Source organism: Enterobacter sp. BNK-13 (assembly GCF_048685015.1).
Lineage (GTDB): Bacteria > Pseudomonadota > Gammaproteobacteria > Enterobacterales > Enterobacteriaceae > Enterobacter > Enterobacter quasiroggenkampii.
Map to the genome: position 1 here is coordinate 4,053,592 of NZ_JBLQTP010000001.1, position 22,299 is coordinate 4,075,890.

General features: G+C 57.6%; 23 protein-coding genes. 9 read left to right on the forward strand and 14 right to left on the reverse strand.

Features of this window, described 5'->3' with window-relative positions; genetic code table 11:
* Nucleotides 1–34: 34 nt before the first annotated feature.
* Complete coding sequence (locus ACMGGQ_RS19615) at nt 35–592, forward strand: DcrB family lipoprotein (protein WP_008503073.1); 558 nt, start codon at nt 35–37, stop codon at nt 590–592.
* 4 nt (nt 593–596) lie between these two features.
* On the opposite strand, the gene ACMGGQ_RS19620 is transcribed toward ACMGGQ_RS19615, so the two are convergent.
* Nucleotides 597–1,814 (reverse strand): MFS transporter, encoded by a 1,218-nt coding sequence (locus tag ACMGGQ_RS19620; RefSeq protein WP_196365626.1) that lies wholly within the window; start codon nt 1,812–1,814, stop codon nt 597–599.
* Nucleotides 1,815–1,959: 145 nt separating this feature from the next.
* Between ACMGGQ_RS19620 and ACMGGQ_RS19625 the strand changes: the two genes are divergently transcribed.
* Both ACMGGQ_RS19625 and acpT read left to right on the forward strand, forming a co-directional pair.
* Nucleotides 1,960–3,009: an AI-2E family transporter gene (locus tag ACMGGQ_RS19625; protein ID WP_045909021.1), complete on the forward strand. Its 1,050-nt coding sequence runs from the start codon at nt 1,960–1,962 to the stop codon at nt 3,007–3,009.
* A gap of 104 nt (nt 3,010–3,113) precedes the next feature.
* Nucleotides 3,114–3,734 carry a 4'-phosphopantetheinyl transferase AcpT gene (acpT, locus tag ACMGGQ_RS19630; RefSeq protein WP_063622753.1) on the forward strand — a complete coding sequence of 207 codons (621 nt, stop codon included), beginning with the start codon at nt 3,114–3,116 and terminating at the stop codon, nt 3,732–3,734.
* Here the strand turns inward: acpT and arnF are convergent.
* The 8 genes from arnF to ACMGGQ_RS19670 all read right to left on the reverse strand — a co-directional run bounded on the left by arnF (nt 3,667) and on the right by ACMGGQ_RS19670 (nt 11,887).
* Complete coding sequence (gene arnF, locus ACMGGQ_RS19635; RefSeq protein WP_126534889.1) at nt 3,667–4,071, reverse strand: 4-amino-4-deoxy-L-arabinose-phosphoundecaprenol flippase subunit ArnF; 405 nt, start codon at nt 4,069–4,071, stop codon at nt 3,667–3,669. The two genes, acpT and arnF, sit on opposite strands and share 68 nt — an antisense overlap.
* Nucleotides 4,068–4,403 (reverse strand): 4-amino-4-deoxy-L-arabinose-phosphoundecaprenol flippase subunit ArnE, encoded by a 336-nt coding sequence (gene arnE, locus ACMGGQ_RS19640; protein WP_048226328.1) that lies wholly within the window; start codon nt 4,401–4,403, stop codon nt 4,068–4,070. Before arnE ends, arnF begins: the two co-directional genes overlap by 4 nt.
* The gene (arnT, locus tag ACMGGQ_RS19645; protein ID WP_048226326.1) at nt 4,403–6,058 is read right to left on the reverse strand and encodes a lipid IV(A) 4-amino-4-deoxy-L-arabinosyltransferase; all 1,656 of its coding nucleotides are present in this window, start codon (nt 6,056–6,058) and stop codon (nt 4,403–4,405) included. The genes arnE and arnT overlap by 1 nt, the downstream gene beginning before the upstream one ends.
* Complete coding sequence (arnD, locus tag ACMGGQ_RS19650; protein ID WP_045909039.1) at nt 6,055–6,957, reverse strand: 4-deoxy-4-formamido-L-arabinose-phosphoundecaprenol deformylase; 903 nt, start codon at nt 6,955–6,957, stop codon at nt 6,055–6,057. Before arnD ends, arnT begins: the two co-directional genes overlap by 4 nt.
* Nucleotides 6,954–8,936, reverse strand: a complete 1,983-nt coding sequence (arnA, locus tag ACMGGQ_RS19655; RefSeq protein WP_420290413.1) for a bifunctional UDP-4-amino-4-deoxy-L-arabinose formyltransferase/UDP-glucuronic acid oxidase ArnA — start codon at nt 8,934–8,936, stop codon at nt 6,954–6,956. Before arnA ends, arnD begins: the two co-directional genes overlap by 4 nt.
* On the reverse strand, nt 8,933–9,916 hold the full coding sequence (gene arnC, locus ACMGGQ_RS19660; protein ID WP_048226320.1) for an undecaprenyl-phosphate 4-deoxy-4-formamido-L-arabinose transferase: 984 nt from the start codon (nt 9,914–9,916) through the stop codon (nt 8,933–8,935). The genes arnA and arnC overlap by 4 nt, the downstream gene beginning before the upstream one ends.
* Before the next feature lies 1 nt (nt 9,917).
* Complete coding sequence (arnB, locus tag ACMGGQ_RS19665; protein WP_420290414.1) at nt 9,918–11,057, reverse strand: UDP-4-amino-4-deoxy-L-arabinose aminotransferase; 1,140 nt, start codon at nt 11,055–11,057, stop codon at nt 9,918–9,920.
* A gap of 326 nt (nt 11,058–11,383) precedes the next feature.
* Nucleotides 11,384–11,887, reverse strand: coding sequence for a phenolic acid decarboxylase (locus ACMGGQ_RS19670; RefSeq protein ID WP_008503103.1), 504 nt, complete (start codon nt 11,885–11,887; stop codon nt 11,384–11,386).
* A 99-nt stretch (nt 11,888–11,986) separates the two neighbouring features.
* Here ACMGGQ_RS19670 and ACMGGQ_RS19675 point away from each other — a divergent pair, with 99 nt between their 5' ends.
* On the forward strand, nt 11,987–12,868 hold the full coding sequence (locus tag ACMGGQ_RS19675) for a LysR family transcriptional regulator (protein WP_420290415.1): 882 nt from the start codon (nt 11,987–11,989) through the stop codon (nt 12,866–12,868).
* Nucleotides 12,869–12,900: 32 nt separating this feature from the next.
* Nucleotides 12,901–13,695, forward strand: coding sequence for an SDR family NAD(P)-dependent oxidoreductase (locus ACMGGQ_RS19680; protein WP_420290582.1), 795 nt, complete (start codon nt 12,901–12,903; stop codon nt 13,693–13,695).
* Between the two features lie 5 nt (nt 13,696–13,700).
* Here ACMGGQ_RS19680 and ACMGGQ_RS19685 read toward each other — a convergent pair whose 3' ends face one another.
* Nucleotides 13,701–14,147: an NlpC/P60 family protein gene (locus ACMGGQ_RS19685; RefSeq protein ID WP_231597089.1), complete on the reverse strand. Its 447-nt coding sequence runs from the start codon at nt 14,145–14,147 to the stop codon at nt 13,701–13,703.
* A 321-nt stretch (nt 14,148–14,468) separates the two neighbouring features.
* Between ACMGGQ_RS19685 and ACMGGQ_RS19690 the strand changes: the two genes are divergently transcribed.
* On the forward strand, nt 14,469–15,131 hold the full coding sequence (locus tag ACMGGQ_RS19690) for an HAD family hydrolase (protein WP_074180434.1): 663 nt from the start codon (nt 14,469–14,471) through the stop codon (nt 15,129–15,131).
* Between the two features lie 95 nt (nt 15,132–15,226).
* On the opposite strand, the gene ACMGGQ_RS19695 is transcribed toward ACMGGQ_RS19690, so the two are convergent.
* Together ACMGGQ_RS19695 and ACMGGQ_RS19700 are read right to left on the reverse strand one after the other, a co-directional pair.
* Complete coding sequence (locus ACMGGQ_RS19695) at nt 15,227–16,252, reverse strand: TerC/Alx family metal homeostasis membrane protein (RefSeq protein WP_023616134.1); 1,026 nt, start codon at nt 16,250–16,252, stop codon at nt 15,227–15,229.
* 167 nt (nt 16,253–16,419) lie between these two features.
* Nucleotides 16,420–16,818, reverse strand: coding sequence for a potassium channel family protein (locus ACMGGQ_RS19700; protein ID WP_024908850.1), 399 nt, complete (start codon nt 16,816–16,818; stop codon nt 16,420–16,422).
* Nucleotides 16,819–17,133: 315 nt separating this feature from the next.
* Between ACMGGQ_RS19700 and ACMGGQ_RS19705 the strand changes: the two genes are divergently transcribed.
* Complete coding sequence (locus tag ACMGGQ_RS19705) at nt 17,134–18,471, forward strand: MFS transporter (protein WP_045909045.1); 1,338 nt, start codon at nt 17,134–17,136, stop codon at nt 18,469–18,471.
* A gap of 34 nt (nt 18,472–18,505) precedes the next feature.
* Here ACMGGQ_RS19705 and ACMGGQ_RS19710 read toward each other — a convergent pair whose 3' ends face one another.
* Nucleotides 18,506–19,243 (reverse strand): IclR family transcriptional regulator, encoded by a 738-nt coding sequence (locus ACMGGQ_RS19710; protein WP_248223059.1) that lies wholly within the window; start codon nt 19,241–19,243, stop codon nt 18,506–18,508.
* Nucleotides 19,244–19,412: 169 nt separating this feature from the next.
* On the opposite strand from ACMGGQ_RS19710, the gene ACMGGQ_RS19715 reads away from it, so the two are divergent.
* On the forward strand, nt 19,413–20,105 hold the full coding sequence (locus ACMGGQ_RS19715; protein ID WP_420290416.1) for an RraA family protein: 693 nt from the start codon (nt 19,413–19,415) through the stop codon (nt 20,103–20,105).
* The gene (locus tag ACMGGQ_RS19720) at nt 20,105–21,043 is read left to right on the forward strand and encodes an NAD(P)-dependent oxidoreductase (RefSeq protein WP_048226311.1); all 939 of its coding nucleotides are present in this window, start codon (nt 20,105–20,107) and stop codon (nt 21,041–21,043) included. The genes ACMGGQ_RS19715 and ACMGGQ_RS19720 overlap by 1 nt, the downstream gene beginning before the upstream one ends.
* A 32-nt stretch (nt 21,044–21,075) precedes the next feature.
* Here the strand turns inward: ACMGGQ_RS19720 and ACMGGQ_RS19725 are convergent, their stop codons facing one another.
* Complete coding sequence (locus ACMGGQ_RS19725; protein ID WP_048027774.1) at nt 21,076–22,272, reverse strand: NAD(P)/FAD-dependent oxidoreductase; 1,197 nt, start codon at nt 22,270–22,272, stop codon at nt 21,076–21,078.
* Nucleotides 22,273–22,299 lie beyond the last annotated feature (27 nt).

Sequence of the window (22,299 nt, forward strand, 5' to 3'; positions counted from 1 at the left end):
GCCGTTATGGCCGTTTATCGAAAGGAAGAAGTCAATGCGCAATCTGGTTAAATATGTCGGGATTGGCCTGCTCGTTGTGGGTCTTGCAGCCTGTGATAACAGCGACACGAAAACGCCTGCTCAGGGCGCATCCGCAGAAAGCAATGCGACCGGCCAGCCGGTGAATCTGATGGATGGCAAACTCAGCTTCTCTCTGCCAGCCGATATGACTGACCAGAGCGGCAAGCTGGGCACTCAGGCGAACAACATGCACGTTTACTCCGACGCAACCGGGCAGAAAGCGGTCATTGTGATTGTGGGCGACGACACCAGCGAAGATCTGGCCGTCCTGTCCAAACGTCTTGAAGATCAGCAGCGCGGCCGCGACCCGCAGCTGCAGGTCGTGACCAATAAATCCATCGAGCTGAAAGGCCATAAGCTGCAGCAGCTGGACAGCATCATCTCTGCGAAAGGCCAGACCGCTTACTCCTCTGTCGTGCTGGGCAAGGTCGATAACAAACTCCTGACCCTGCAGATCACCCTGCCAGCGGAAGATCAGCAGAAAGCGCAGACGGCTGCTGAAAACATCATTAACACCATCGTGATCCAGTAACGTTTCACGATGATGACGTGGCCTCCGGTGCCTGCACCGGGGGCCATTTTTTTAGCCGCCACGTCAGAAGCAAGGCCACGATCACCAGACCCGCTGCGGCAAGATAGATCACCGGCACGCCTGCCCAGGCCATCACCAGCCCCGCCAGCGGGCCGGTAATGCCTAACGACATATCCATAAACACCGTATAGGTCGCCAGCGCGGCGCCCTGATTCTGCGGCGGCACGGCTTTAACCGCCACCACGCCCAGCGCCGGGAAGACCAGTGAAAAACCGGCTCCCGCGAGGAAGACCCCCACTTTCGCGACCCAGGGCACCATCGCTATTCCGGTCAGCAGCAGCCCGACAATCTCTATCGCAAAGCAGATCATCGCCACGTTCAGCCCACCCAGACGGTTGATGCCGTTAGGGAAAAGCAGGCGCGCGCCAACAAACGCACAGCTGAACAGGGTTAACGCAAAGGCCGCGCCGTCCCAGCCTTTGGCGTCATAGAACAGGGTAATGAAGGTCGCGATCACACCGAAGCCGGTGGTCGCCAGCGCCAGCGCCATGCCGTACGGCCAGACGCGCCCCAGCACCGCCCGAAACGGCAGCGGCTTGCCCTTGCTGGCCTTCACTTTCGGGCGCGGCAGCGCAAACAGAATCGCCAGCAGCGCGACCGCCATGATGGTGACGGCCAGCCCATACAGCCCGCCAAACGCATAGCAGGCCACGCCGAGCGGCGCACCGAGCGCCATCGCACCGTAGGTGACAATCCCGTTCCAGGAGATCACCCGGCCAATGTGCGGCGCACCGACAACCCCCACGCCCCACAGCGTCGAGCCGGTTCCCGCCAGGCTTTGCCCGATGCCGAGGATGACGCGGCCCAGGCAGAGGAGCGCCAGACTGATCAACGGCCAGTGGCTGGCTGAGGCAGCCAGCAGGTAGCTCAGGCCACTGAGGAAGCAGCCGCACAATCCCACCACCACGATGCTTTTTGGACCGAACGTGTCCGCGTAGCGACCGGCATGCGGTCGGCTCAGGAGTGTCGCGAAATACTGCAGGCTAATCACCAGCCCCGCCCAGAAGGCACTGAAGCCCATCACGTCATGGACATAGCCCGGCAGGACCGCCAGCGGCAGGCCGATGGTGAGATAGCTGGCAAAGTTGAAAATAACAACGGAAACGATGCGCAGATTGAGGCGCAGTCCGCTCAGTGCCGTTTCAGCGGCAGGTTCGGGCATGGGGTTCTACCTGGATTTTTTACAACAGTGTTTCACTATTACCACGCCCCAATAAGAAAATCAGCACCGACTTTCAGATTAACGGTGCCAGACGAAGCGAAGCCCGGGCACTACACTTACCGGGTCATCATATTAAGGAACACGCATGATCGCTAACCCGTCCGACAAAGCAGGACTCCACATCTTATTAAAGCTCGCCTGTCTGGTGGTTATCCTTGCGGGTATCCATGCTGCCGCTGACATTATTGTCCAGCTCCTGCTGGCGCTCTTTTTTGCCATTGTGCTTAATCCTCTGGTCACCTGGTTTCTTCGCCGGGGCGTCAGCCGTCCGGTCGCCATCACCATTGTCGTCATCGTGATGCTGATTGCCCTGACGGCGCTCTTCGGCGTGCTGGCGGCATCGCTGAGCGAATTCTCCACCATGCTGCCACAGTACAACAAAGAGCTGACGCGTAAGATCGTCGCACTCCAGGAGATGGTGCCCTTCCTTAATCTGCATATCTCACCCGAACGGATGCTGCGCAGGATGGACTCCGAGAAGGTCATGACCTACGCCACCACCTTGATGACGGGGCTTTCCGGCGCGATGGCCAGCATTCTGCTGCTGGTCATGACGGTCGTGTTTATGCTGTTTGAAGTCCGCCACGTCCCCTATAAACTGCGCTTTGCGTTGAATAATCCCCAAATTCACATTGCCGGATTACACCGGGCGCTGAAGGGGGTCTCAAAATATCTGGCGCTGAAAACGCTGCTGAGCGTCTGGACCGGGGTGATTGTCTGGCTGGGGCTGATGCTGATGGACGTGCAGTTCGCGCTGATGTGGGGCGTACTGGCGTTTCTGCTCAACTACGTGCCCAATATTGGCGCGGTGCTTTCCGCCGTGCCGCCGATGATTCAGGCGTTTCTGTTTAACGGTTTCTACGAATGTATGCTGGTCGGCGCGTTATTCCTCGTCGTGCACATGGTGCTGGGCAATATTCTCGAACCACGCATGATGGGGCACCGGCTGGGCATGTCGACGCTGGTCGTATTTTTATCCTTACTGATTTGGGGATGGCTGCTGGGCCCGGTCGGCATGCTGCTGTCGGTCCCCCTGACCAGCGTGTGTAAGATCTGGATGGAAACCACTAAAGGCGGCAGCAAGCTGGCGATCCTGCTCGGGCCGGGGAGGCCAAAAAGCCGGTTGCCTGGGTAAGCACTCTCGTCTGGTTAGCCATTACCGGGGACAATAGATTATAGTAATGGTTTCGCCGCGCAACTTTGCGACTCTCTCTGTTTTGACTGAAGGCCAGACGTTATATGTACCAGGTTTTTCTGGGAAAAATCTCCTCGCTGAGCACCAATCGCTGGGCTGAAGCACTCTCCCGACACGCGCCCGAAGGCGCCCAGCGTGCGCGCTGGCTGGCGGGTCGCGGGTTGCTTTCGCGTCTGCTGGCCCCGAAGTCACTGCCGGAGATTATCCACAACGAACAGGGGAAACCCCTTTTTGCCGGCGACTATCCGCTGTGGTTCAGCCTTAGCCACGCGGATGATGACATTGCGTTAATTATCAGTGACGAAGGTAACGTGGGCTGTTCACTGGAACGTATTCGCCCGCAGGATAACTGGCACACGCTCGCCAATGCCGTCTTCAGCGGCGCCGAGCATGAAGAGCTGGAAAAAGAAACGCCAGAGAGCCAGCTTACGGCGTTCTGGCGCATCTGGACGCGGAAAGAAGCGATCGTTAAACAGAGCGGCGGTCACGCCTGGCAAATGGTTAGCATTGACAGTACCGCCCGCGCATTTCACTCAGTCAGCCACTGCCGGATAGACTCGCTGAGTCTTGCGGTCTGTACCGCGACGCCCTTTGAGCTCAGGGCCGGGCTGATCCATTCTGCTGACGACGTGCTGGCCGAAAAATCGTCAACACACCCAGAATAATAAACCCGACCCCCACCAGCCCGTGCCAGGAGAAACGTTCTTCCCAACCCGGCAGCAGGATCGCAGCGCCCCACACCAGGATATAGCTAAGACTCAGCAAGGCATACGCTTTGCTGAGCGCCATGCGATGCAGCGCCAGATACCAGCAGCCCATCGAGGCCACATACCCCATCAACCCCAGCAGCAGCGCCCCCGTGCCGGATGAGAAGTGCCACAGCGCGGAAATAAGCGCCAGAACATCGCTGACCGGCGGCAGTGACTGCATCGCACTGCGCAGCAACAGCTGCGCGGCGCTGACTAACAGCACGCTGCATAAGGCCCAGAACGCCCCTTTCACAGGCTTCCTCCCAGGATAACAATCCCAATGATGATCAACCCTACCCCCAGCCAGTGATGCGATGCGACGGTTTCACGCCAGAATACCTTCGCCGCCAGCGTCACCCAGACAAAATTGAGGCTCAGCATAGGGTAGGCAATGCCGACAGGCAGGCGCTGCAGCACCACCAGCCAGACCAGCATCCCGCTGCCCAGCGCCAGCAGAGCCAGGCCAAGCCACAGCGCGATATGCACGCCACGCCGCCCGGCTTTCGCCGGACGGGTAGCCTGTTTCTGGCACAGCTGTCCTGCACAGCTGAGCAGGCTTGCCAGTACCAGCCAGATCCAGGTCATCACTTCGGAAGATACTGCAGGTAGGCCAGACGGCCCTGGATATACAGGCTGTCCGGTTCTGGCAGATTAGCCCGCGAAAGGTCATCGCGTTTTGACAGCAGGATAACCAGCGATACGCGTCCCTGCTGACGGTGCTCTGCCAGCCACTGCGCGAAGTCATCTTTACCGACAAAACGATCTTTCACATCAGGATAATCCAGCCCGTAGCGCAGTTCGCCACTCTGACCATACAGCGTGATGTCATTGCGCTTCAGCTCCCACGCCAGGCCAGCGGCCACGCCCACGTTATTGGCCAGCACGTAACGGCTGTCCTGAAGCGGCTCGCGCACGGTGTCGACCAGCGACTGCGGCTGTTTGGAATCCACCACCAGGTTAGGAATGGCAAAACCAATCAGCAGCGCCAGGCCCGCAGGGCAGAACGCCGCCAGCCACCAGCGCTGCTGACTCTGCCTGAACGTAAACCAGCCTACCGCGGCCCAGATGAGGAACGCGACCACCGCGCAGAACACTTTATACAGTTCGACCGAGGTCCAGACCGGATGCTTAGACAGTCCCCACGGGGAGACCACCAGCGCCGCCACCACGCCGATAACGCCAAACGCCAGGTTAATCCCGCCGTTAATGCGCAACGCTCTGGCGCCTTTCTCCGCCGCGAGGCAGGCATAGCGCGCCATCAGGATCGCCAGCGGGGCAAAGCACGGCAGGATGTAGGTCGGCAACTTGCCTTTGGCGATGCTGAAGAACAGCAGCGGCATCACCACCCATCCCAGCAGATAGAACCCGCCGCCCGCGTTTTGTCGGTCATTCCAGCCGAGACGAAACGCGCCGGGCAGCAGTGCCAGCCACGGCAGGCTACCCGCAATCAGGAACGGTATGTAGTACCAGAACGGGGCTTTGTGCTGCGCGTCGCTCTGGGCGAAACGCTGAATATGCTCCACCCAGAAGAAGTAACGCCAGAAGTCAGGCTCACGCTGCGCAATAGCCAGCCCCCATGGCAGAACAATCAGCACGCAGCTCAGGATCGCGAGCCAGCCAAAAATCAGCACCTCTTTCCAGCGCTTCTGGGCGATCACCCACGGCAGCACGCCAATCACCGGTACCGCCAGTGCCAGGAAGCCTTTGGTCATCACCCCCATCCCGCAGGCCAGCCCAAGCAGCACATAGCCGCCCGCTTTTCCGGCAACGGTTTGGGCCTGTGACGCCAGCCAGAAGCTGCACATCGCCGCCACCAGCCACAGGGTGATGATAGGATCCAGCACCGCATACGTGCCGATGCCATACACCAGGAACAGGGTCAGGAAGATCAGGCCAGAGAAAATGGCTGTGCGCTTATCCCGCCAGAGACGCCAGGCCATCCAGATAACCAGCAGCGCGGCTAAACCGGTGGAGAAGATGGACCCGGCGCGCACGGCGAGGTTCGTGTGCCCGAACAGCATCTGCCCGATGCTGTTGATCCAGTAGCCAGCAATTGGCTTTTCAAAGTAACGCAGCCCCAGGAAATGCGGGACAACCCAATCTCCGGAGGCCAGCATTTCGCGGCTGATTTCCGCATAGCGCGTTTCATCAGGCTGCCAAAGCAGGCGGATATCGACCGGAATGAGGTAGTAAACGATAAACAGTGCGAGAAGCGCTAAGCCATAACGGGCTGTTTTCATGGGACCGGACTCACGGTTTGTTGATAACCAAGCCAGCCTTCCCGGCCAGCCAGTTCATTACGGACCACTTTTCCCACGGGCAGGGTGCTGAGGTCGTCTGGCAGCAGCTCGCTCAACGGGCAGAATTCGATGCCCTCCTGAGCGGCCATCGTCAGCAGTTCGTCGAAATCATGCTGATACGCAATCCCTTCCACTTCGGCATGGATGGTATACACCGGCGTACCGGCGTCACGATGAATGCGGTCCAGAATGTAGCGATTGAACTCATCCGCCTTAACCTCGCGTCCAACCACTTCATCCCAGGTGGGAAGCGTGACCGGAATTTGCACCGTACCGTAGCGATTTTCGCCTAACAGCGGCAAAAAGGGCCCGGTTCCGCGGCAATCGCTGTTGTAGCGAAACGCGAAGGCCTCTTTGGCCTTCACGACGCGCTGATCCGCACGCCATCCCGCCACGGCGGAGCAGCGCACGGGCTGACCGATAATGGCCTCCAGCTCCAGCATCCCACGCTCGACCTCACGAGACAGGCGCGGGATATCCCAGACGCCCGCCCAGGCTTGCCAGGCATGGTGATCCCAGGCGTGCAGACCCACCTCATGATGCTGCGCCGCCTCGCGGATAACCGCTTCATTACCCGCGCCGATGCGTCTGCCGGGCCAGGCGGTGCCGGCCAGCAAAATATCCCAGCCGTAGAGGGATGCTGCGCGCGAGCGCAGCATTTTGTACAGAAATGCCGGTTTAACCAGACGCCATAAATGGCGTCCCATGTTGTCAGGCCCCACGCTGAAGAAAATGCTGGCGCGCACACCGTGTTTGCTCAGCAGTTCCAGCAGTTTGGGTACGCCGTCACGCGTTCCCCTGAAGGTGTCGACATCAATGCGTAAACCGACTTTTTTCATGAGACCTGTTCCGACAGCTCCACGGTGCGCAGGAAGAAATCAAGCGTCTCATCAATGGTCTGTTCCATCTTCACGGTCGGCGTCCAGTTCAGGCAGCGCTTCGCATTGCGAATGCTTGGCTTACGGTGCTCAACGTCCTGATACCCTTTTCCGTAGTAGCTGCTGCTTTCCACTTCGCGGAAGCCGGCAAACGGCGGGAATTTAACGCGCAGCGGATGACGCTCAAAGCTGGCCAGCAGCATCTCGGCCAGTTCGCGAATGCTCGCTTCGTTGTCCGGGTTACCGATGTTGATGATTTCACCGTTGCAGCGGTTATCTTTGTTTTCGATGATGCGGAACAGCGCTTCGATACCGTCGCTGATATCCGTAAAGCAGCGTTTTTGTTTCCCGCCTTCGATAAGCTTAATTGGCGAGCCTTCTACCAGGTTCAGGATCAGCTGGGTGATCGCACGGGAGCTGCCGATACGCGCCGCGTTCAGGTTGTCCAGACGTGGCCCCATCCAGTTGAACGGACGGAACAGGGTAAAGCGCAGGCCCTCTTTCTCACCGTAGGCCCAAATCACGCGGTCCAGCAGCTGTTTGGAGACGGAGTAAATCCAGCGCTGTTTGTTGATCGGCCCGACCACCAGGTTGGAGGTGTCTTCATCGAAGTTCTTATCGGTACACATGCCGTACACTTCAGAGGTGGACGGGAAGATGATGCGCTTGTCGTATTTCACGCAGTCGCGGATGATCTTCAGGTTCTCTTCGAAGTCCAGCTCAAACACGCGCAGCGGGTTACGGGTGTACTCGATTGGCGTGGCAATAGCGACCAGCGGCAGCACCACGTCGCATTTCTTAATGTGGTATTCAATCCACTCGGAATGGATGCTGATGTCCCCTTCCACGAAGTGGAAGCGCGGGTTGTCGAGGAAGCGGCTGATGGCATCAGAGCCGATATCCAGACCGTAAATCTCGTAGTTATCGTCCTTAAGCAGACGTTCGGTCAGGTGGTTACCGATAAAGCCGTTCACGCCGAGGATCAGCACGCGGGTGCGGCGTTTGATGGCAACAACCGGTGCGCTGGTGATCAGCGCCCCGGCCACCAGGCCCAGCGACTGCGCCAGCTGTGTGCCCTGAACGTACAGGCCGTTGTCGGTTTGTCCGGTAACGATCTCCAGTGCCTGCTCGCCGCAACTCACAATCAGCGGGGAGACGGAGACGACGGTGCCCGGTTTTGCCGCCGGAATGTCGTCACGCACGCGGGATTTCCAGACGATGAATTTGCTTACGCCCGCAAAGCTGTAGGCGCCCGGCCACGGATCGGTTACGGCGCGCACCAGGTTGTGCAGCTGGCGAGCTGGTTTGTTCCAGTCCAGACGACCATCTTCCGGCGCGCGGCGGCCAAAGCAGCTTGCCTTGCTCTCGTCCTGTGCGGTCTCGCTGAAGGTGCCGTTGAGGATGGCAGGAAGGGCATCACGCAGCAGCGTCTGTGCCGTCGCGTTCAGCTTTTGATGCAGCTGCAGCGCGGTATCGTCCGCATCAATAGCGACCTTCTGCTGTGCCACGATAGCGCCCGCATCCGCACGGCGCACCATGCGGTGCAGCGTCACGCCCGTTTCCGTTTCACCGTTCACCAGCACCCAGTTCAGCGGGGCGCGGCCACGGTAGGCAGGCAGCAGCGAACCGTGAAGATTAAAGGCACCTTTCGCGGCCAGGCCTAAGATCTCGTCAGAGAGCAGGTTGCGATAGTAGAACGAGAAGATCACGTCAGGCGCGAGGGCGCGGATGCGATCCACCCACAGCGGGTGGTTGACGTCGTCCGGCGCATAAACCGGGATACCGCGCTCGGCGGCGATACGCGCTACGGAGCCGAAAAAGTTGTTTTCTCCAGCCGTGTCCGGATGGGTAAAGATTGCCGCAATGTCATAGCCCGCTTCCAGCAGGGCCAGCGTGCCCGTGCACCCCATATCGTGATAGGCAAATACAACAGCTTTCATGGGTGAATTTCCTCTTGAGATGCTTTGTGTTCCTGACGGACAACACGTTGAATAAAGTAGCGCGGACGCGCGCGAACATCGTTATAGATACGGCCAATGTATTCACCGAGGAGACCCATCCCGACAAACTGGGCGCCGATGAACATAAACAGCACGGCAAAGAGCATAAAGACCCCTTCCGCCGCCCACTGCGGGCCAAAGACCAGGCGCAGTACCACCAGCAGGACAGAAATCGCAAAGCCCGCCAGCGCAATAATGCTGCCGAAAACGCTCAGCAGACGCAGCGGCGTGGTGGTCAGGCAGGTGATGAGGTCATACATCAGGTTGATGAGACGCATAAAGCTGTACTTCGATTCCCCGTGCTCGCGCTCGGCGTGCAGAACCGGGATTTCCGTTGCCTTACGGGCAAAGGTGTTCGCCAGAATCGGAATGAAGGTGCTGCGCTCATGGCAATGCAGCATGGCGTCGACAATATGGCGGCGGTAGGCGCGCAGCATGCAGCCGTAATCGCCCATCGCTTTACCGGTCGTGCGCTGGATCAGACGGTTGATGGTGCGCGAGGCCAGCTTACGGAACAGGCTGTCCTGACGGTTCTGACGGACCGTGCCGACCACGTCATAGCCTTCGTCGGCTTTGGCCACCAGGCGCGGGATCTCTTCCGGCGGGTTTTGCAGGTCCGCGTCCAGGGTGATGATCAGATCGCCCGTGACGTGGCTAAACCCCGCCATAATCGCCGAGTGCTGGCCGTAGTTACGGTTGAGCAACACGGCTACGATGTGGCTGCCTTCAATCTGCGCGGCTTCGGTCAGCATCAGCGCGGAATTATCGCTACTGCCATCATCCACCAGCAGAATTTCGTAGGCCTTGCCCATCGTGTCACAGGCGGCCGTTGTACGGCGGATCAGTTCGGGCAGGCTCTCCTGCTCGTTATAAACCGGGATTACCACGGATACTTTTTGTACAGGCGGTGCACTGAACATATCAATGTCCTGCAAGCTGATGGAGTGCGGTAATGACGCGGGTTGTGTCGTCATGAGTCATGTCCGGGAAAAGAGGGAGAGAACAAATACGCGCGCTATTCCATTCAGAATTCGGGAGCGATACATCAGGAAAACGCTCGCGGTAGTATTTTTGCGTGTGGGCCGCGCGGAAATGGAGGCCGGTACCGATGCCTTTCTCTTTCAGCGCCGCCATCAGGTTGTCGCGTGAGATCCCGCAGCGCGCTTCATCAACGCGAATAATAAACAGGTGCCAGGCGTGCACGTGCGGCCATGACGGAATAGTGAGCGGCTGGAACGGCGTATCGGCAAGCTCCCGCAGGTAGCGTTCAGCGATTTCCTGGCGGCGTTTGTTGGCCTCTTTCAGTTTGCCTAACTGCACCAGCGCCAGCGCGGCGTTGATGTCCGCCAGGTTGTATTTATAGCCCGGCGCGATCACTTCCGCCTGCGGCGCGCGGCCATGCGTCTGGCGATCATAGGCGTCTACGCCCAGGCCATGGAATTTCAGACTGCGGATCCGCTGTGCCAGCCGCGCGTTATCGGTGACCACCAGGCCGCCTTCCGCGCAGGTCATGTTTTTAATGGCGTGGAACGAGAAAATTGCCGTCCCTTTCCAGCCCACGTGACGGTTTTTGTAATACGTTCCGGCGGCATGGGCCGCATCTTCAATCACCGGAATACCGTGACGTTCACCGATGGCATGGATAGCGTCGATTTCACACGGCGCGCCGGCATAGTGAACGGGAATAATGGCTTTAGTGCGCGGGGTAATGGCGGCTTCAACGGCTTCTGGCGTCACCATTAATGTGTCTTTATCCACATCAATCATGACTGGCGTGGCGCCCAGCAATACGATCATATTCAGCGTGGACACCCAGGTCTGGGAAGGGGTAATGACTTCATCGCCCGGGCCAATATCCAGCGCCATCAGCGTAACGTGCATGCCCGCGGTGGCGGAACAGACGGCAATCGCATGCTGATTCCCGGTAAGTTGACAGAATGCCTCTTCAAGTTCCTGATTCTTAGGCCCTGTGGTGATCCAGCCCGACATCAAAACGTCCTGAAGCGCCGCAATTTCCTCAGCGCCCATCGACGGTCGCGAAAAAGGCAGAAAATCACTCATTATTAATTTCCTTGCAATCAAAATGGCACGTTTTTGATATTAACCAAATGCTGGCCCGTTTATTTCAACGAACCATAAACTTATATCAAAGTATCTCTCTTTCCTTAGGGAAAAATTAAGACAGCGTTTACAACGCTATAAGACAACTAGCAGCCAATTGAAAAACAACAAGTTAATTTAATATTAAATATTTTTGATGTGATCTTCCGCAACATTTTGAAATGGGATCATTTAAACCATACATCAACAAACAAAAAAAATCCCGGCCATTTCAAAATAATATGAAATAGCCGGGAACTTTTCTTTTTAGTTAATTGTCGCGCTTATTACAGGTTATCTGGAAAGTTTTTCGGTAATTCACTGGCCGCACAGGCGATCACGCTTTCGTTATTGGCGCCGCAGTCACGTACAAAGGTGATAGTGGCAAATTCATCAATCACTTCCGTTGGATACGCCGGGCCCGCATCACGGTAGCTGTTCATCAGTGGAATATGATCGTTCTGGAAGCAGACGGTTTTTTCCGGGTTGTTCATGACCCAGCGCGGGAAGAAGATGGTGCCGTGGAACAGTTTGTCGCCCAGGTTCACAATCAGGCTGACGTCGGTACCGGTTGGCTCGGTCCAGGAAATTTTATAGATGCTCTCCCCTACCCGCACGATGTAAGCCTGCTGATCTTTCACCCAACGGTTTGCCACCAGACCGCTGTGAATACGGTAATCCAGGGTCGTCTCATTTTTGACGTAAATCTCGTAGTTCCAGCCGTTGTCGTAGGTATAAACAAGGTGTTTGCCAACGAAGCCGCTTAAGTCGTGTTTGTCGAAGGTGTTCATAAGATGTCTCCTTTGTTTTGATGAGACGATCGTACCCCTTCAAAAAATGAATGAATAACGCTATGTTTTAATCAAATTCATCCAAATTTTAGATAAATTATGCATAAGACGACGCTTGAACAATGGTCTTTACTGGCGAAAGTGGTCGAGGCGGGCAGCTTTGCCCGAGCGGCGGAAGAAACGCACCGCAGCCAGTCTTCCGTGAGCTATAACCTGTCGCTGCTGCAGGAGCGGCTGGGCGTGGCCCTCCTGGTGCCGGAAGGACGACGGGCGGTGTTAACGCCGGCAGGAGAACTGCTGCTCAACCAGGTTAAACCGCTGCTGAAAGCCTTTTCGTACGTTGAGACGCGCGCAGCGACCCTTCGCAACGGAATGCGCACGCGCCTGGATCTGGTGGTGGATTCCATTTTCCCCCGCCGCCGCCTGTTTGCCATTCTGCGCCAGTTCCAGCAGCAGTATCCGCAAACCCAGGTACGACTCACCGAGGTGCTGGAAAACACCCGGGACGACGCCATTAACGACGAAGCCGATGTGATGGTCCTCACCCGCCGCCAGGACATGACCGGGCTCGGCGAATGGCTGATGAATATCGACTTTATTGCCGTGGCCCACCATCAGCACCCCCTCTTTGACCTCGACGCGCCGCTTAACGATGACATGCTACGCCCGTGGCCGCTCATTCAGATTGCGGACAGCCAGCCCGCCGCGCGCGCGGCCGGTGAGTCATGGACCTTCTCCACCATCGATGCCGCCATTGAGGCCATCCTCTCTCAGGTCGGCTACGGCTGGCTGCCGGAGGAACGCATCCAGACTCAGCTGGATCAAGGCATCCTGAAACGCCTGCCGCTGAGCCACGGTGCACGCCGAGCGACGCCGCTTCATCTGATTGTTAAGCGCTCCCTCGCTCCGCTTGACGAGCAGGTGGAGACGCTGCTGCGCCTTTTTAGCCAGGAGCCGTCATCCTCACCTGCTACGCTTTAAGGTCCGAACGTTAAAACGATAAGGAGCGGATGATGAAAATCGATTTTACGGGGAAAGTGGCGCTGGTGACCGCCTCAACCGGCGGGATCGGGTTCGCCATCGCCAGAGGGCTGGCAGAAAGCGGTGCCGAGGTGATCGTCAATGGCCGCAGCACGGAATCGGTGAATAAAGGCATTCAGCAGCTGCAGCAGGTGGTGCCGGGCGTCCAGGTGCGCGCCGCGATTGCCGATCTCAGCACGGCGGAAGGGGTCGAGTCGCTGCTGAAGGTGGCGAATAACGTCGACATTCTGGTTAACAACGCCGGGATTTACGGCCCGCAGGATTTCTATTCCACCGACGATGAAACCTGGGAGCGTTACTGGCAGACCAACGTGATGTCCGGCGTGCGTCTGTCCCGCGCCCTGCTGCCAGGCATGGTGCAAAAATGCTGGGGGCGGGTGGTGTTTATCTCCTCCGAGTCGGCCTGCAATATCCCGGCGGATATGATCCACTACGGGGTGACCAAAACGGCGCAGCTCTCGCTGGCGCGCGGGCTGGCGAAGTTCGTGGCGGGAAGCGGCGTGACGGTCAACAGCGTCTTGCCGGGGCCAACGATGTCGGACGGTTTCGCAGAGATGATGAAGGATGAAATCGAAAAAACCGGTAAGTCGCTGGAGCAACTGGCGAAAGAGTTTGTGATGGCCAACCGCCCCAGCTCGGTGATACAGCGCGCGGCCACGGTTGAAGAGGTGGCCAATATGGTGATTTATGTCTGTTCGCCCCAGGCTTCCGCCACCTCGGGCGCGGCGCTGCGCGTTGATGGCGGCGTCGTGGATGACATCATCTGAGGCTGTCAGGCTGCACTGCCTGCAACCCGACGGGCAGTAATGTAGTGCGCCTGCCAGTAAGCATCCGTCAGGGTTGAGACCGTGACGCCCTGGCTGCTTGAGGCATGAATGAACTGGCTATTGCCAATATAAACGCCGACATGCCTGCGGTTCGGCCCCGTCTGGAAGAACACCAGATCTCCGGGCCTCAGGCGATATTGCGTCACCTGCACCCCGCGGTGGATCTGCTCGCCGGTCGTGCGCGGTAAGTTAAGATGCGCCGCATCGCTGAACAGGTGCTGCATGAGCGCGGAGCAATCCACCCCGCGGTGCGTGGTTCCGCCCCACTGATACTGGGTTCCCTTCCACTTTTGGTATTGATCGAGCATGCGCGAGCGCAGCGGGCCCGTATCCTGTTGCATCAGCGCAGATTTCGCTGGCGAGACTGCCAGTTCATGGTTCATCGATAACATCGACGCGGGAAGTTGAAAACTGAATGCAGAAAACGACGCAAAACTTAACGTAAGGATTGAAATAAACGATCTAAGAGTCATATCAAGAAAGAGGTAGTGAGTGAGTTTTTCCTTACCTGTGGGGGCCAAAGGGTTCCCCTAAATATCGTGCGATGTGGCGATAATATAGACAGATTGTTTTTTCACCAATTCTTATCGAGGCCAAAATTGGACTCACTTTGAGATCGCAAGATCGAGAAAAAAATGGTGGTGATGTAAGGACTGTCCTGGTAAAGCAGGTAAACTGATCCACAGAATGTGTATTTCAGCTAAGACGTATTTATGACCAATATGATTGCCGACGAGACGGTGGCGAAGTCCAGCGTGCTCTCTGTCTTTGACTTTGATGGGACGTTAACGCACCACGACAGCTTTATCCCTTTCCTGCGCTTTGCCTTCGGGAAACGTTACTTCGCGGGCCGTCTGGTGCGCATGGCGCTGCCCACGCTCCACTGCGTGCGTCGCAAGCTGACGCGCGATGAGTTGAAGGAAGTGCTGATTAAAACGTTCCTGACGGGCGTGGATGAACACTGGTTGCGCCAGCAGGCGGAAGCGTTTTGCGAAAAATACTGGAACAAGCTGATGCGCCCCGAAGGGGTTCTGGCCGTGGCGGCCGAGGTGAATTCCGGTGCGGAGGTGACCATCTGTTCCGCGTCTCCGGCACTGGTGCTTCAGCCGTGGGCTGACAAACTGGGCATCAAGCTGATTGGCACGCAGCTGGAAGTGAAAAACGGCAAGCTGACGGGGCGCATCACGGGCCACAACTGCCGCTGCGCCCAGAAGGTGGCCAGGCTGGAAAAAGTGTATGGCGATCTGAACGCCTATCACCTGCGCGCCTGGGGAGACACCCGCGGCGATCACGAGCTGCTGGCGGCGGCGCAGGATCCGCACTGGCGGCACTTCCACCCGCCGCGCAAGCGCCGGAATTCACCGATTAAGGGTTAGGTGCGGTCTGGTGCCCTCACCCTAGCCCTCTCCCACAGGGAGAGGGAGAAAACCAAACTGTAGGCCCGGTAAGCGAAGCGCCACCGGGCGGAACATCAGGCCTCACGTTTCCCCGGGAACATCACGCTCGCAATAATTCCCAGCGCCAGCACGCCCAATACCACAAACAGGCTGGCCGTCGCGCCAATGCTGTACCCGTGATGCCAGAAGTGATCGGTGGCATTTAACCCCAGCTTAAACGCCACGAAGAACAGCAGCAGCACCACGGCTTTCTCGAGGTGCACCAGATACTGCTTCAGCGCTTCCAGCACGAAGTAAAGCGTACGCAGACCGAGAATAGCGAACATCATGGCGCTGTAGATAATCAGCGGCTCACGGCTCACGGCAATAATGGCCGGCACGGAGTCAAACGCGAACATCACGTCAGAGAGTTCGACCACGGCCACGCACAGCAATAGCGGCGTCGCATAGCGCTTCGCCTTCTTCACGCGTCCGACCATCACGTCCTGGTTTTCCGGCTTTTCAAGCTCCGCATCCACCTCTTTCTGCGTCAGAATAAAGGCATTGCTGCTGATTTTCGGCCAGACCGGATAGAAGCGTTTTACCAGGCGATAGGCGAGATGACCCGAGTAATCTTCCACTTCGTCACTCTCTTCATTACGTCTGAGCATCATCACCGCCGTCCAGCCGACGACCAGCGCGAAAATCACTTCGACGTAGGGCCCCAGGCTTAACAGACTGGTGCCGATAGCCACGAAAATACCGCGGAAAACAATCGCTCCCAGTACGCCCCAGTAGAGCACGCGGTGACGGTACTTATCCGGCACGCCGAACCAGGCGAAGATCGCCATCATCACGAACAGGTTATCGACGGAGAGCACCTCTTCCAGCGCATAGCCGGTAAGGAACAGGCTCGCCATCTCGGCGCCGTGGTGAACGTACAAGAACCCGGCGAAGGCCATCGCCATCATGACCCAGAAGATGGACCACATGGCGGCGCTTTTCAGCGAGATCGGTTTGTCGTGACGGTGCATAAAGAGGTCGATAAACATCGCCCCAACGGCCATCACCACAAAGACAACAACGGTTTCCGTCGGGAAACCGAGATGAGCAGCAGACATACAAAACCCTTTTGGCAGACAAAACACAGAACCATGCAAACTGGCGTAAACCAGGAACGAAACAGGGCGGGCCGTTAATCAGCCTCTTCACCCTTAAAGCCGCAGCCCAATCGGCTACGCAAGGAGGGGTACTTTACCTTACCAGGCGGGGATTGCGCATCTGCCGTTTAGGCGCTCATGCCACGTAAACGCTGCAGCACCGCGACCAGAACCGCCACAGACCAGCCTACCATCAACGCGCCCACCAGTCCTTCTACCCCGCCGATGAGCCGCCAGTGCTGGGGTAACGTGACGTCGCCGTACCCTACCGTCGCATAGCTCACCAGCGAAAAGTAGAAGCTGGTGTTCCAGTCATTAAACGCGTCGATGACAAAATAAAACGCCGCAAACAGCCCGGCTTCCAGGAGATGGGCGAAAATCATAGAGATCACGATGCCGACATTGCGTAAAACAATGCGTACCGCAGAATCGACCTCTAACGTAATGAATTTTAAAACGCCAAACATCCACAGCGAATGAATCACCACGGTTAGGGTAAGCAAAATAATAATGCTGAGTAGCTGCATGGTACGTGCTCTGACCAAAAGAAGTATGGCCCCGCGAACGCGGCGGGGCATCTGGTCGAAGCTTAGTCGAAGGGAGAGGAAAAGTTGGTGCAATAATTGCGTTACGTGATTATTTCTCTGCCAGCACGTCCGGCTTGCGGCTGGTCAGCAGCCTTGGGCGATATCCGCAGCGCACTATCTGTGAGTCACCTCTTATTTACATCATTTAAACCTTCCATTAACTGGATAAAAAGAACGCGCCGTCGCTATAGTGGTTTTGTTTAATAAAACTAAGTTGTACCTAATAAAACAAAGAACACACCCTGCGAGGATACAATGACAGAACATTTACGTAACGGCGCGACCGCCACCGAGGACATAGAAAGAGAGACGATGCGGAAGGTGATCTGGCGTATTCTCCCGTTTCTGATTGTCAGTTACCTGGTCTCGATTATCGATCGCGGGAATATCGGCATGGCTTCGCTGCAGATGAATGAGGACCTTGGCCTCAGCAAAGCGGCGTTTGGCTTCGCCAGCAGCCTTTACTTCGTGGCCTATTTTTTGTTTGAGGTTCCCAGTAACCTGGCCATGCAGAAAGTCGGTGCCCGGCTGTGGATACCGCGCATTATGATCAGCTGGGGCATCGTCTCCATGGGCATGGCGCTGGTTCAAAATACCACCTCGCTCTATATCGTCCGTTTTCTTCTCGGGGCAGCGGAAGCAGGCTTCTTCCCGGGCGTCGTGCTGTATCTCACCTGGTGGATCCCTGCCCGCTACCGCGCGCGCATTATTGCGTCCTTTATGGTCGCCATCCCGCTCGCTAACTTCATCGGCTCCCCGCTTTCCGGGTTGATACTGTCGCTGGATGGCTGGCTGGGTCTTCGCGGCTGGCATCTGCTGTTCATTATTGAAGGCTTACCTGCGGTACTGCTGGGTATTGCGGCCTGGTTTATTCTCCGGGATCGCCCTCATCAGGCGAAATGGCTCGGTGATGAACAGAAAAAGTGGCTGGAAACCACGCTTGAGACCGAGCGGAACCAGCAAAAGAACATTGGACATCAGACGACGTGGCAGTTGCTGAAGCATCGTCAGATCTGGCTGATGGCGCTGATTTACGCGGGCGCATCGTCCGCGGGCACCACGATCAGCGTCTGGTCTCCTCAACTGCTGAAATCTTTCCATCTCGATAATCTTGAGACAGGTCTGTTTAACGCTATCCCTTACGGTCTGGCATCGGTTCTGATGATTGTCTGGGGACGACACTCCGATCGCACCAACGAACGCCGCTGGCATACCGCGCTGACGCTGTTCATGATTGCCGCCGGCGTGTTCGCTGCCTTTGTAAACGTCTCGCTCTTTGCCACTATCGTGATCCTGAGCATTATCCTGACAGGCGCGTATTCTGCGAAAGGGCCTTTCTGGGCGCTGGCATCCGGCTGGATGAGCAGCTCCTCGGCGGCGGCAGGGCTGGCCGCGATTGGCGCCATCGCGAACCTGATTGGCGGGGTGGTCATGGTAAATGCCTACGGCATAATCAGCGAGCAGACGGGAAGCTATACGCTGGCCATGCTTCCGCTGGCCGCGCTGTGCCTGGCCGGGGGTATCGCGGTACTCATTATGGGACGGCAGGCCCGCAACGCTCAGTTACACGAAAAACAGGTCACGCATTCGTGATGACAGAAGCGGGACACATGTCCCGCTTCTGCGTTTAAAGATTGTCTTCCGCCGCGTCGCTCGTTTCACCAAAGAACTGCAGACAGAAGGGCTTACTGGCTCCCATTTTTTGCGACAGACGGCTGGCCGCCGCCTTCATCAAAGGCCCTATCTCCTTCTCACGACGATCTTCCGTCAGCCGTGAGATGGGGCCGGTCAGGGCTAACGCCGCAACCAGCTTGTCGTGAACGCCGAAGACAGGCATCGCAAACGCCGCGGTGTGGGGATCGCGTGCGCCTGACGTGTAGAAAGGGAGGTCAGCGTCTCCCTCTGGCAGGCTCTCATTGAGCCCCCAATGGCGCAATACCTTACTGATGGCCGAATTATCGAGCGGGAACTGGCTGCCGGGAAGATTGCTGTGTCGCAGGCCGTGCGACGCTTCCGCGCGAAACAGGCAAAGGCGCTGCCCACCCTCCAGCACATACCAGCTGGCACTTTCCTGAGACGCCAGGGAGAGCGCCTGAAGCTCTGGCTGAACCACCCGCGAAAGATGGAAAGATTGTTCATACAGCTTGCCGAGGTAAAGCAGACGTGGGCCAAGCGCATAATTGCCGTCTTCATGCCTGACGACGTAATTCATCCGTTCAAGAGAATTCATCAAGCGGTAAACCGTGGTTTTGTGATAACCCGACAGCTGTGCCAGCGCGGTCAGCGTCAGGCTCTCATCCCCAGGACGGAAGCAATCCAGTAAAGCCAGCGCTTTTTCAACCGCTACAACGCCTTCATTCCCCATCATTATCTCCTTGTTAGCCCGGCAGTGAGTGTACCTCAAATTTTGTGAGTCACTTCGTGTTTACATCACAAACGCCACCTCGGGTCTGGCTAAAAGGAAAGCAACACCGCTATAGTTGTTTTGTTCTGTACACCTGCGTTGTACTAAGTAAAACAATATGGAGGCATTCATGTCCGTTTCTGAAAAAAAACCGATTAATCGCCAGTTCGAACGCGTTTCTGCCGAGGACGTTCGTCGGGCTGCCGAGTATCAGGCAGCCATTCTGGCCGACGTGGCTGGTCGCCGCGGTACGCTTCACGGTCGCATCAAACCGCTGGCTCCTCACATGTCCGTTGCGGGTCCGGCCATCACCGTGGAAGTCCGTCCGGGTGATAATCTGGCGATTCATGCCGCGATGGCGGTTGCGCAACCCGGCGATGTCCTGATCGTCGATGGCAAAGGCGACCTGAGCTGCGCGCTGCTGGGCGAAATCATGGCTACTCAGGCTCAGGCGAGCGGCATTGCGGGCATCATTATTGACGGCGCTGTACGTGACGCCGATTCCCTGAGCAAAGGCCACTACCCTGTCTTTTCTGCCGGTTTGAACCCCTGCGGCCCGACAAAGTTAAATTCTGGCCGGGTTAATCATCCCATTTCAGTCGCCGGGGCGACGGTTCAGGCCGGGGATCTGGTTGTCGCGGATATCGACGGCGTGGTCGTCATCCCGCGCGATGAGGTTCAGCAGGTTATCGCGCTGGCAAAAGAAAAGCTGGAGATGGAGACCCGGCGTCTTGCCGCCATCCGTGAAGGCGATTTGCGTCCACACTGGCTTGATGACGCGCTTCGTAAGGCAGGTATGTTAGCTGACGGGGAGACGCTGTGATGGGGGGCAAAGACGTAGTTTTGGTTACCGGAAGCGACCTGGCGGAGCAGGCCATGGTGATGCTGCAGGGCTTTGAGGTGGTGTTTGCGGGCCGCCAGCCGACAGAAGATGACCTGATCGCGCTGTGTGAACGACACAATCCCGTGGCGATTCTGGTTCGTTACGGCCGGATCACCGCGAAAGTCATGGATGCCGCCCCGGCTCTGCAGGTTATTTCCAAGCACGGAAGCGGGATCGATGTGATAGACCAGACGGCAGCGGCCGAGCGCAATATCGCCGTCCGCGCGGCCCCAGGCGCAAACGCGGCGGCAGTGGCTGAACATACCTGGGCGCTGATCCTCGCCTGCGCAAAGTCCGTGGTGCCTCTGGACAAGCGGTTACGAGACGGGCACTGGGATAAGGCGACGCATAAATCCATTGAGCTGGAGGGATTAACCCTGGGGCTAATCGGATTGGGCGCTATCGGCTCGCGCGTGGCAACTATTGGTCATGCCTTCGGTATGAAGGTGCTGGCTTACGATCCTTATGCTAAGTCCATGCCCGCCCTGTGCGAACGCGCAGAGACGCTGACCGGACTTCTTTCCCGTTCCGATGTCATCTCTTTGCACTGTCCGCTAACCGATGAGAATCGGGGAATGATCAACAGCGAGACGCTCGCACACTGCAAGCGGAACGCCATTCTGGTCAATACGGCACGCGGTGGACTGATCCACAGTGAATCGTTACTGGCGGCGCTCCGGGATGGCACGCTGCACAGCGCAGCGCTGGACAGCTTTACCCACGAGCCGCTGACGGCGCCGCACCTCTGGCAGTCTGTAGAAAACGTGGTTATTTCACCGCATATCGGCGGCGTTACCGCCGCGTCATACATCAAGATGGGGACCGTGGCCGCGAGCAATATTCTGGCCGTGACGGACGCCACCACCGTCAGCCCGTAAAGCCAAGCGTGACGAGTGGCGGCGCGCTGATGTCACTTGTCTTCTGCCAGCGCCTGAGCACATGCCCAGGCACTTGCCCATGCCCACTGGAAGTTGTATCCGCCGAGCCAGCCGGTGACGTCCATCACTTCACCAATAAAATAGAGCCCCGGTACGTTGCGCGCTTCCATGGTGCGGGAAGAGAGTTCATTCGTGTCGACCCCGCCCAGCGTGACTTCCGCGGTGCGGTAGCCCTCCGTGCCGTTTGGCTGCACGCGCCAGTTTGTCAGGGTCTCCACCAGCGTCTCCTGCTCGCGGCTGTTAAGCTGCTTAAGCGACACGTCGGGGATCTGCCCCAGCACCTGCAAACACTCCACCAGACGCTTCGGCAGCTGCATTGCCAGCGTGTTTTTCAGGCTTTGATTCGGGTGCGCCGCACGCTGTTCGTTGAGGAAGGCATCCAGATCGCAGTCCGGGAGCAGGTTAACCGTGACAAACTCCCCCGGCTGCCAGTAGCTGGAGATTTGCAGGACCGCCGGGCCGGAGAGGCCGCGATGGGTAAAGAGCAGGTTTTCGCGAAACACCGTGCCGTCTTCGGCGGTGATAACAGAGGGAACAGATACGCCAGACAGCGTCTGAAGCTGTTCCAGAAGCGGTTTATGCAGCGTGAACGGCACCAGCCCGGCGCGCGTAGGCAAAACGTTCAGGCCAAACTGTTCGGCAATCTTATAGCCGAACGGGGAAGCGCCCAGCCCCGGCATAGAGAGGCCGCCGCTGGCGATCACCAGATTATCGGCACTGACGGTTTCGCCGTTGAGCTGCAGCGTGTAGCCCTGGTCGTCACGGGAAACCTCCAGCACCTCGGTGCGCAGGCGCATGACCACGCCGCCCTTCTCGCACTCGGCCACCAGCATATCGACAATCTGCTGCGCGGAGTCGTCGCAGAACAGCTGGCCCAGCGTCTTCTCATGCCATGCGATACCGTGCTTACCCACCAGGTCGATAAAGTCCCACTGGGTATAACGCGCCAGCGCAGATTTACAAAAATGACGGTTTTGGCTCAAATAGGCCGCGGGTTCAACATACAGGTTAGTAAAGTTGCAGCGCCCGCCGCCGGACATCAGGATCTTACGGCCTGGCTTTTTACCGTTATCCAGCAACAGCACGCGACGACCCGCCTGTCCGGCCATTGCCGCACAAAACATACCCGCCGCACCGGCGCCAATTACCACGGCATCAAACCTTTCCACGTCAAAACCCTCTTTGTTAACTGCCGC

What these genes read in the sequence shown, in the direction of transcription:
- ACMGGQ_RS19615 (WP_008503073.1), top strand. Translation starts at nt 35, where the DNA reads ATGCGCAATCTGGTTAAATATGTCGGGATTGGCCTGCTCGTTGTGGGT.
- ACMGGQ_RS19620 (WP_196365626.1), bottom strand. Translation starts at nt 1,814, where the DNA reads ATGCCCGAACCTGCCGCTGAAACGGCACTGAGCGGACTGCGCCTCAAT.
- ACMGGQ_RS19625 (WP_045909021.1), top strand. Translation starts at nt 1,960, where the DNA reads ATGATCGCTAACCCGTCCGACAAAGCAGGACTCCACATCTTATTAAAG.
- acpT (WP_063622753.1), top strand. Translation starts at nt 3,114, where the DNA reads ATGTACCAGGTTTTTCTGGGAAAAATCTCCTCGCTGAGCACCAATCGC.
- arnE (WP_048226328.1), bottom strand. Translation starts at nt 4,403, where the DNA reads ATGACCTGGATCTGGCTGGTACTGGCAAGCCTGCTCAGCTGTGCAGGA.
- arnT (WP_048226326.1), bottom strand. Translation starts at nt 6,058, where the DNA reads ATGAAAACAGCCCGTTATGGCTTAGCGCTTCTCGCACTGTTTATCGTT.
- arnD (WP_045909039.1), bottom strand. Translation starts at nt 6,957, where the DNA reads ATGAAAAAAGTCGGTTTACGCATTGATGTCGACACCTTCAGGGGAACG.
- arnA (WP_420290413.1), bottom strand. Translation starts at nt 8,936, where the DNA reads ATGAAAGCTGTTGTATTTGCCTATCACGATATGGGGTGCACGGGCACG.
- arnC (WP_048226320.1), bottom strand. Translation starts at nt 9,916, where the DNA reads ATGTTCAGTGCACCGCCTGTACAAAAAGTATCCGTGGTAATCCCGGTT.
- arnB (WP_420290414.1), bottom strand. Translation starts at nt 11,057, where the DNA reads ATGAGTGATTTTCTGCCTTTTTCGCGACCGTCGATGGGCGCTGAGGAA.
- ACMGGQ_RS19670 (WP_008503103.1), bottom strand. Translation starts at nt 11,887, where the DNA reads ATGAACACCTTCGACAAACACGACTTAAGCGGCTTCGTTGGCAAACAC.
- ACMGGQ_RS19675 (WP_420290415.1), top strand. Translation starts at nt 11,987, where the DNA reads ATGCATAAGACGACGCTTGAACAATGGTCTTTACTGGCGAAAGTGGTC.
- ACMGGQ_RS19680 (WP_420290582.1), top strand. Translation starts at nt 12,901, where the DNA reads ATGAAAATCGATTTTACGGGGAAAGTGGCGCTGGTGACCGCCTCAACC.
- ACMGGQ_RS19685 (WP_231597089.1), bottom strand. Translation starts at nt 14,147, where the DNA reads ATGTTATCGATGAACCATGAACTGGCAGTCTCGCCAGCGAAATCTGCG.
- ACMGGQ_RS19690 (WP_074180434.1), top strand. Translation starts at nt 14,469, where the DNA reads ATGACCAATATGATTGCCGACGAGACGGTGGCGAAGTCCAGCGTGCTC.
- ACMGGQ_RS19695 (WP_023616134.1), bottom strand. Translation starts at nt 16,252, where the DNA reads ATGTCTGCTGCTCATCTCGGTTTCCCGACGGAAACCGTTGTTGTCTTT.
- ACMGGQ_RS19700 (WP_024908850.1), bottom strand. Translation starts at nt 16,818, where the DNA reads ATGCAGCTACTCAGCATTATTATTTTGCTTACCCTAACCGTGGTGATT.
- ACMGGQ_RS19705 (WP_045909045.1), top strand. Translation starts at nt 17,134, where the DNA reads ATGACAGAACATTTACGTAACGGCGCGACCGCCACCGAGGACATAGAA.
- ACMGGQ_RS19710 (WP_248223059.1), bottom strand. Translation starts at nt 19,243, where the DNA reads ATGGGGAATGAAGGCGTTGTAGCGGTTGAAAAAGCGCTGGCTTTACTG.
- ACMGGQ_RS19715 (WP_420290416.1), top strand. Translation starts at nt 19,413, where the DNA reads ATGTCCGTTTCTGAAAAAAAACCGATTAATCGCCAGTTCGAACGCGTT.
- ACMGGQ_RS19720 (WP_048226311.1), top strand. Translation starts at nt 20,105, where the DNA reads ATGGGGGGCAAAGACGTAGTTTTGGTTACCGGAAGCGACCTGGCGGAG.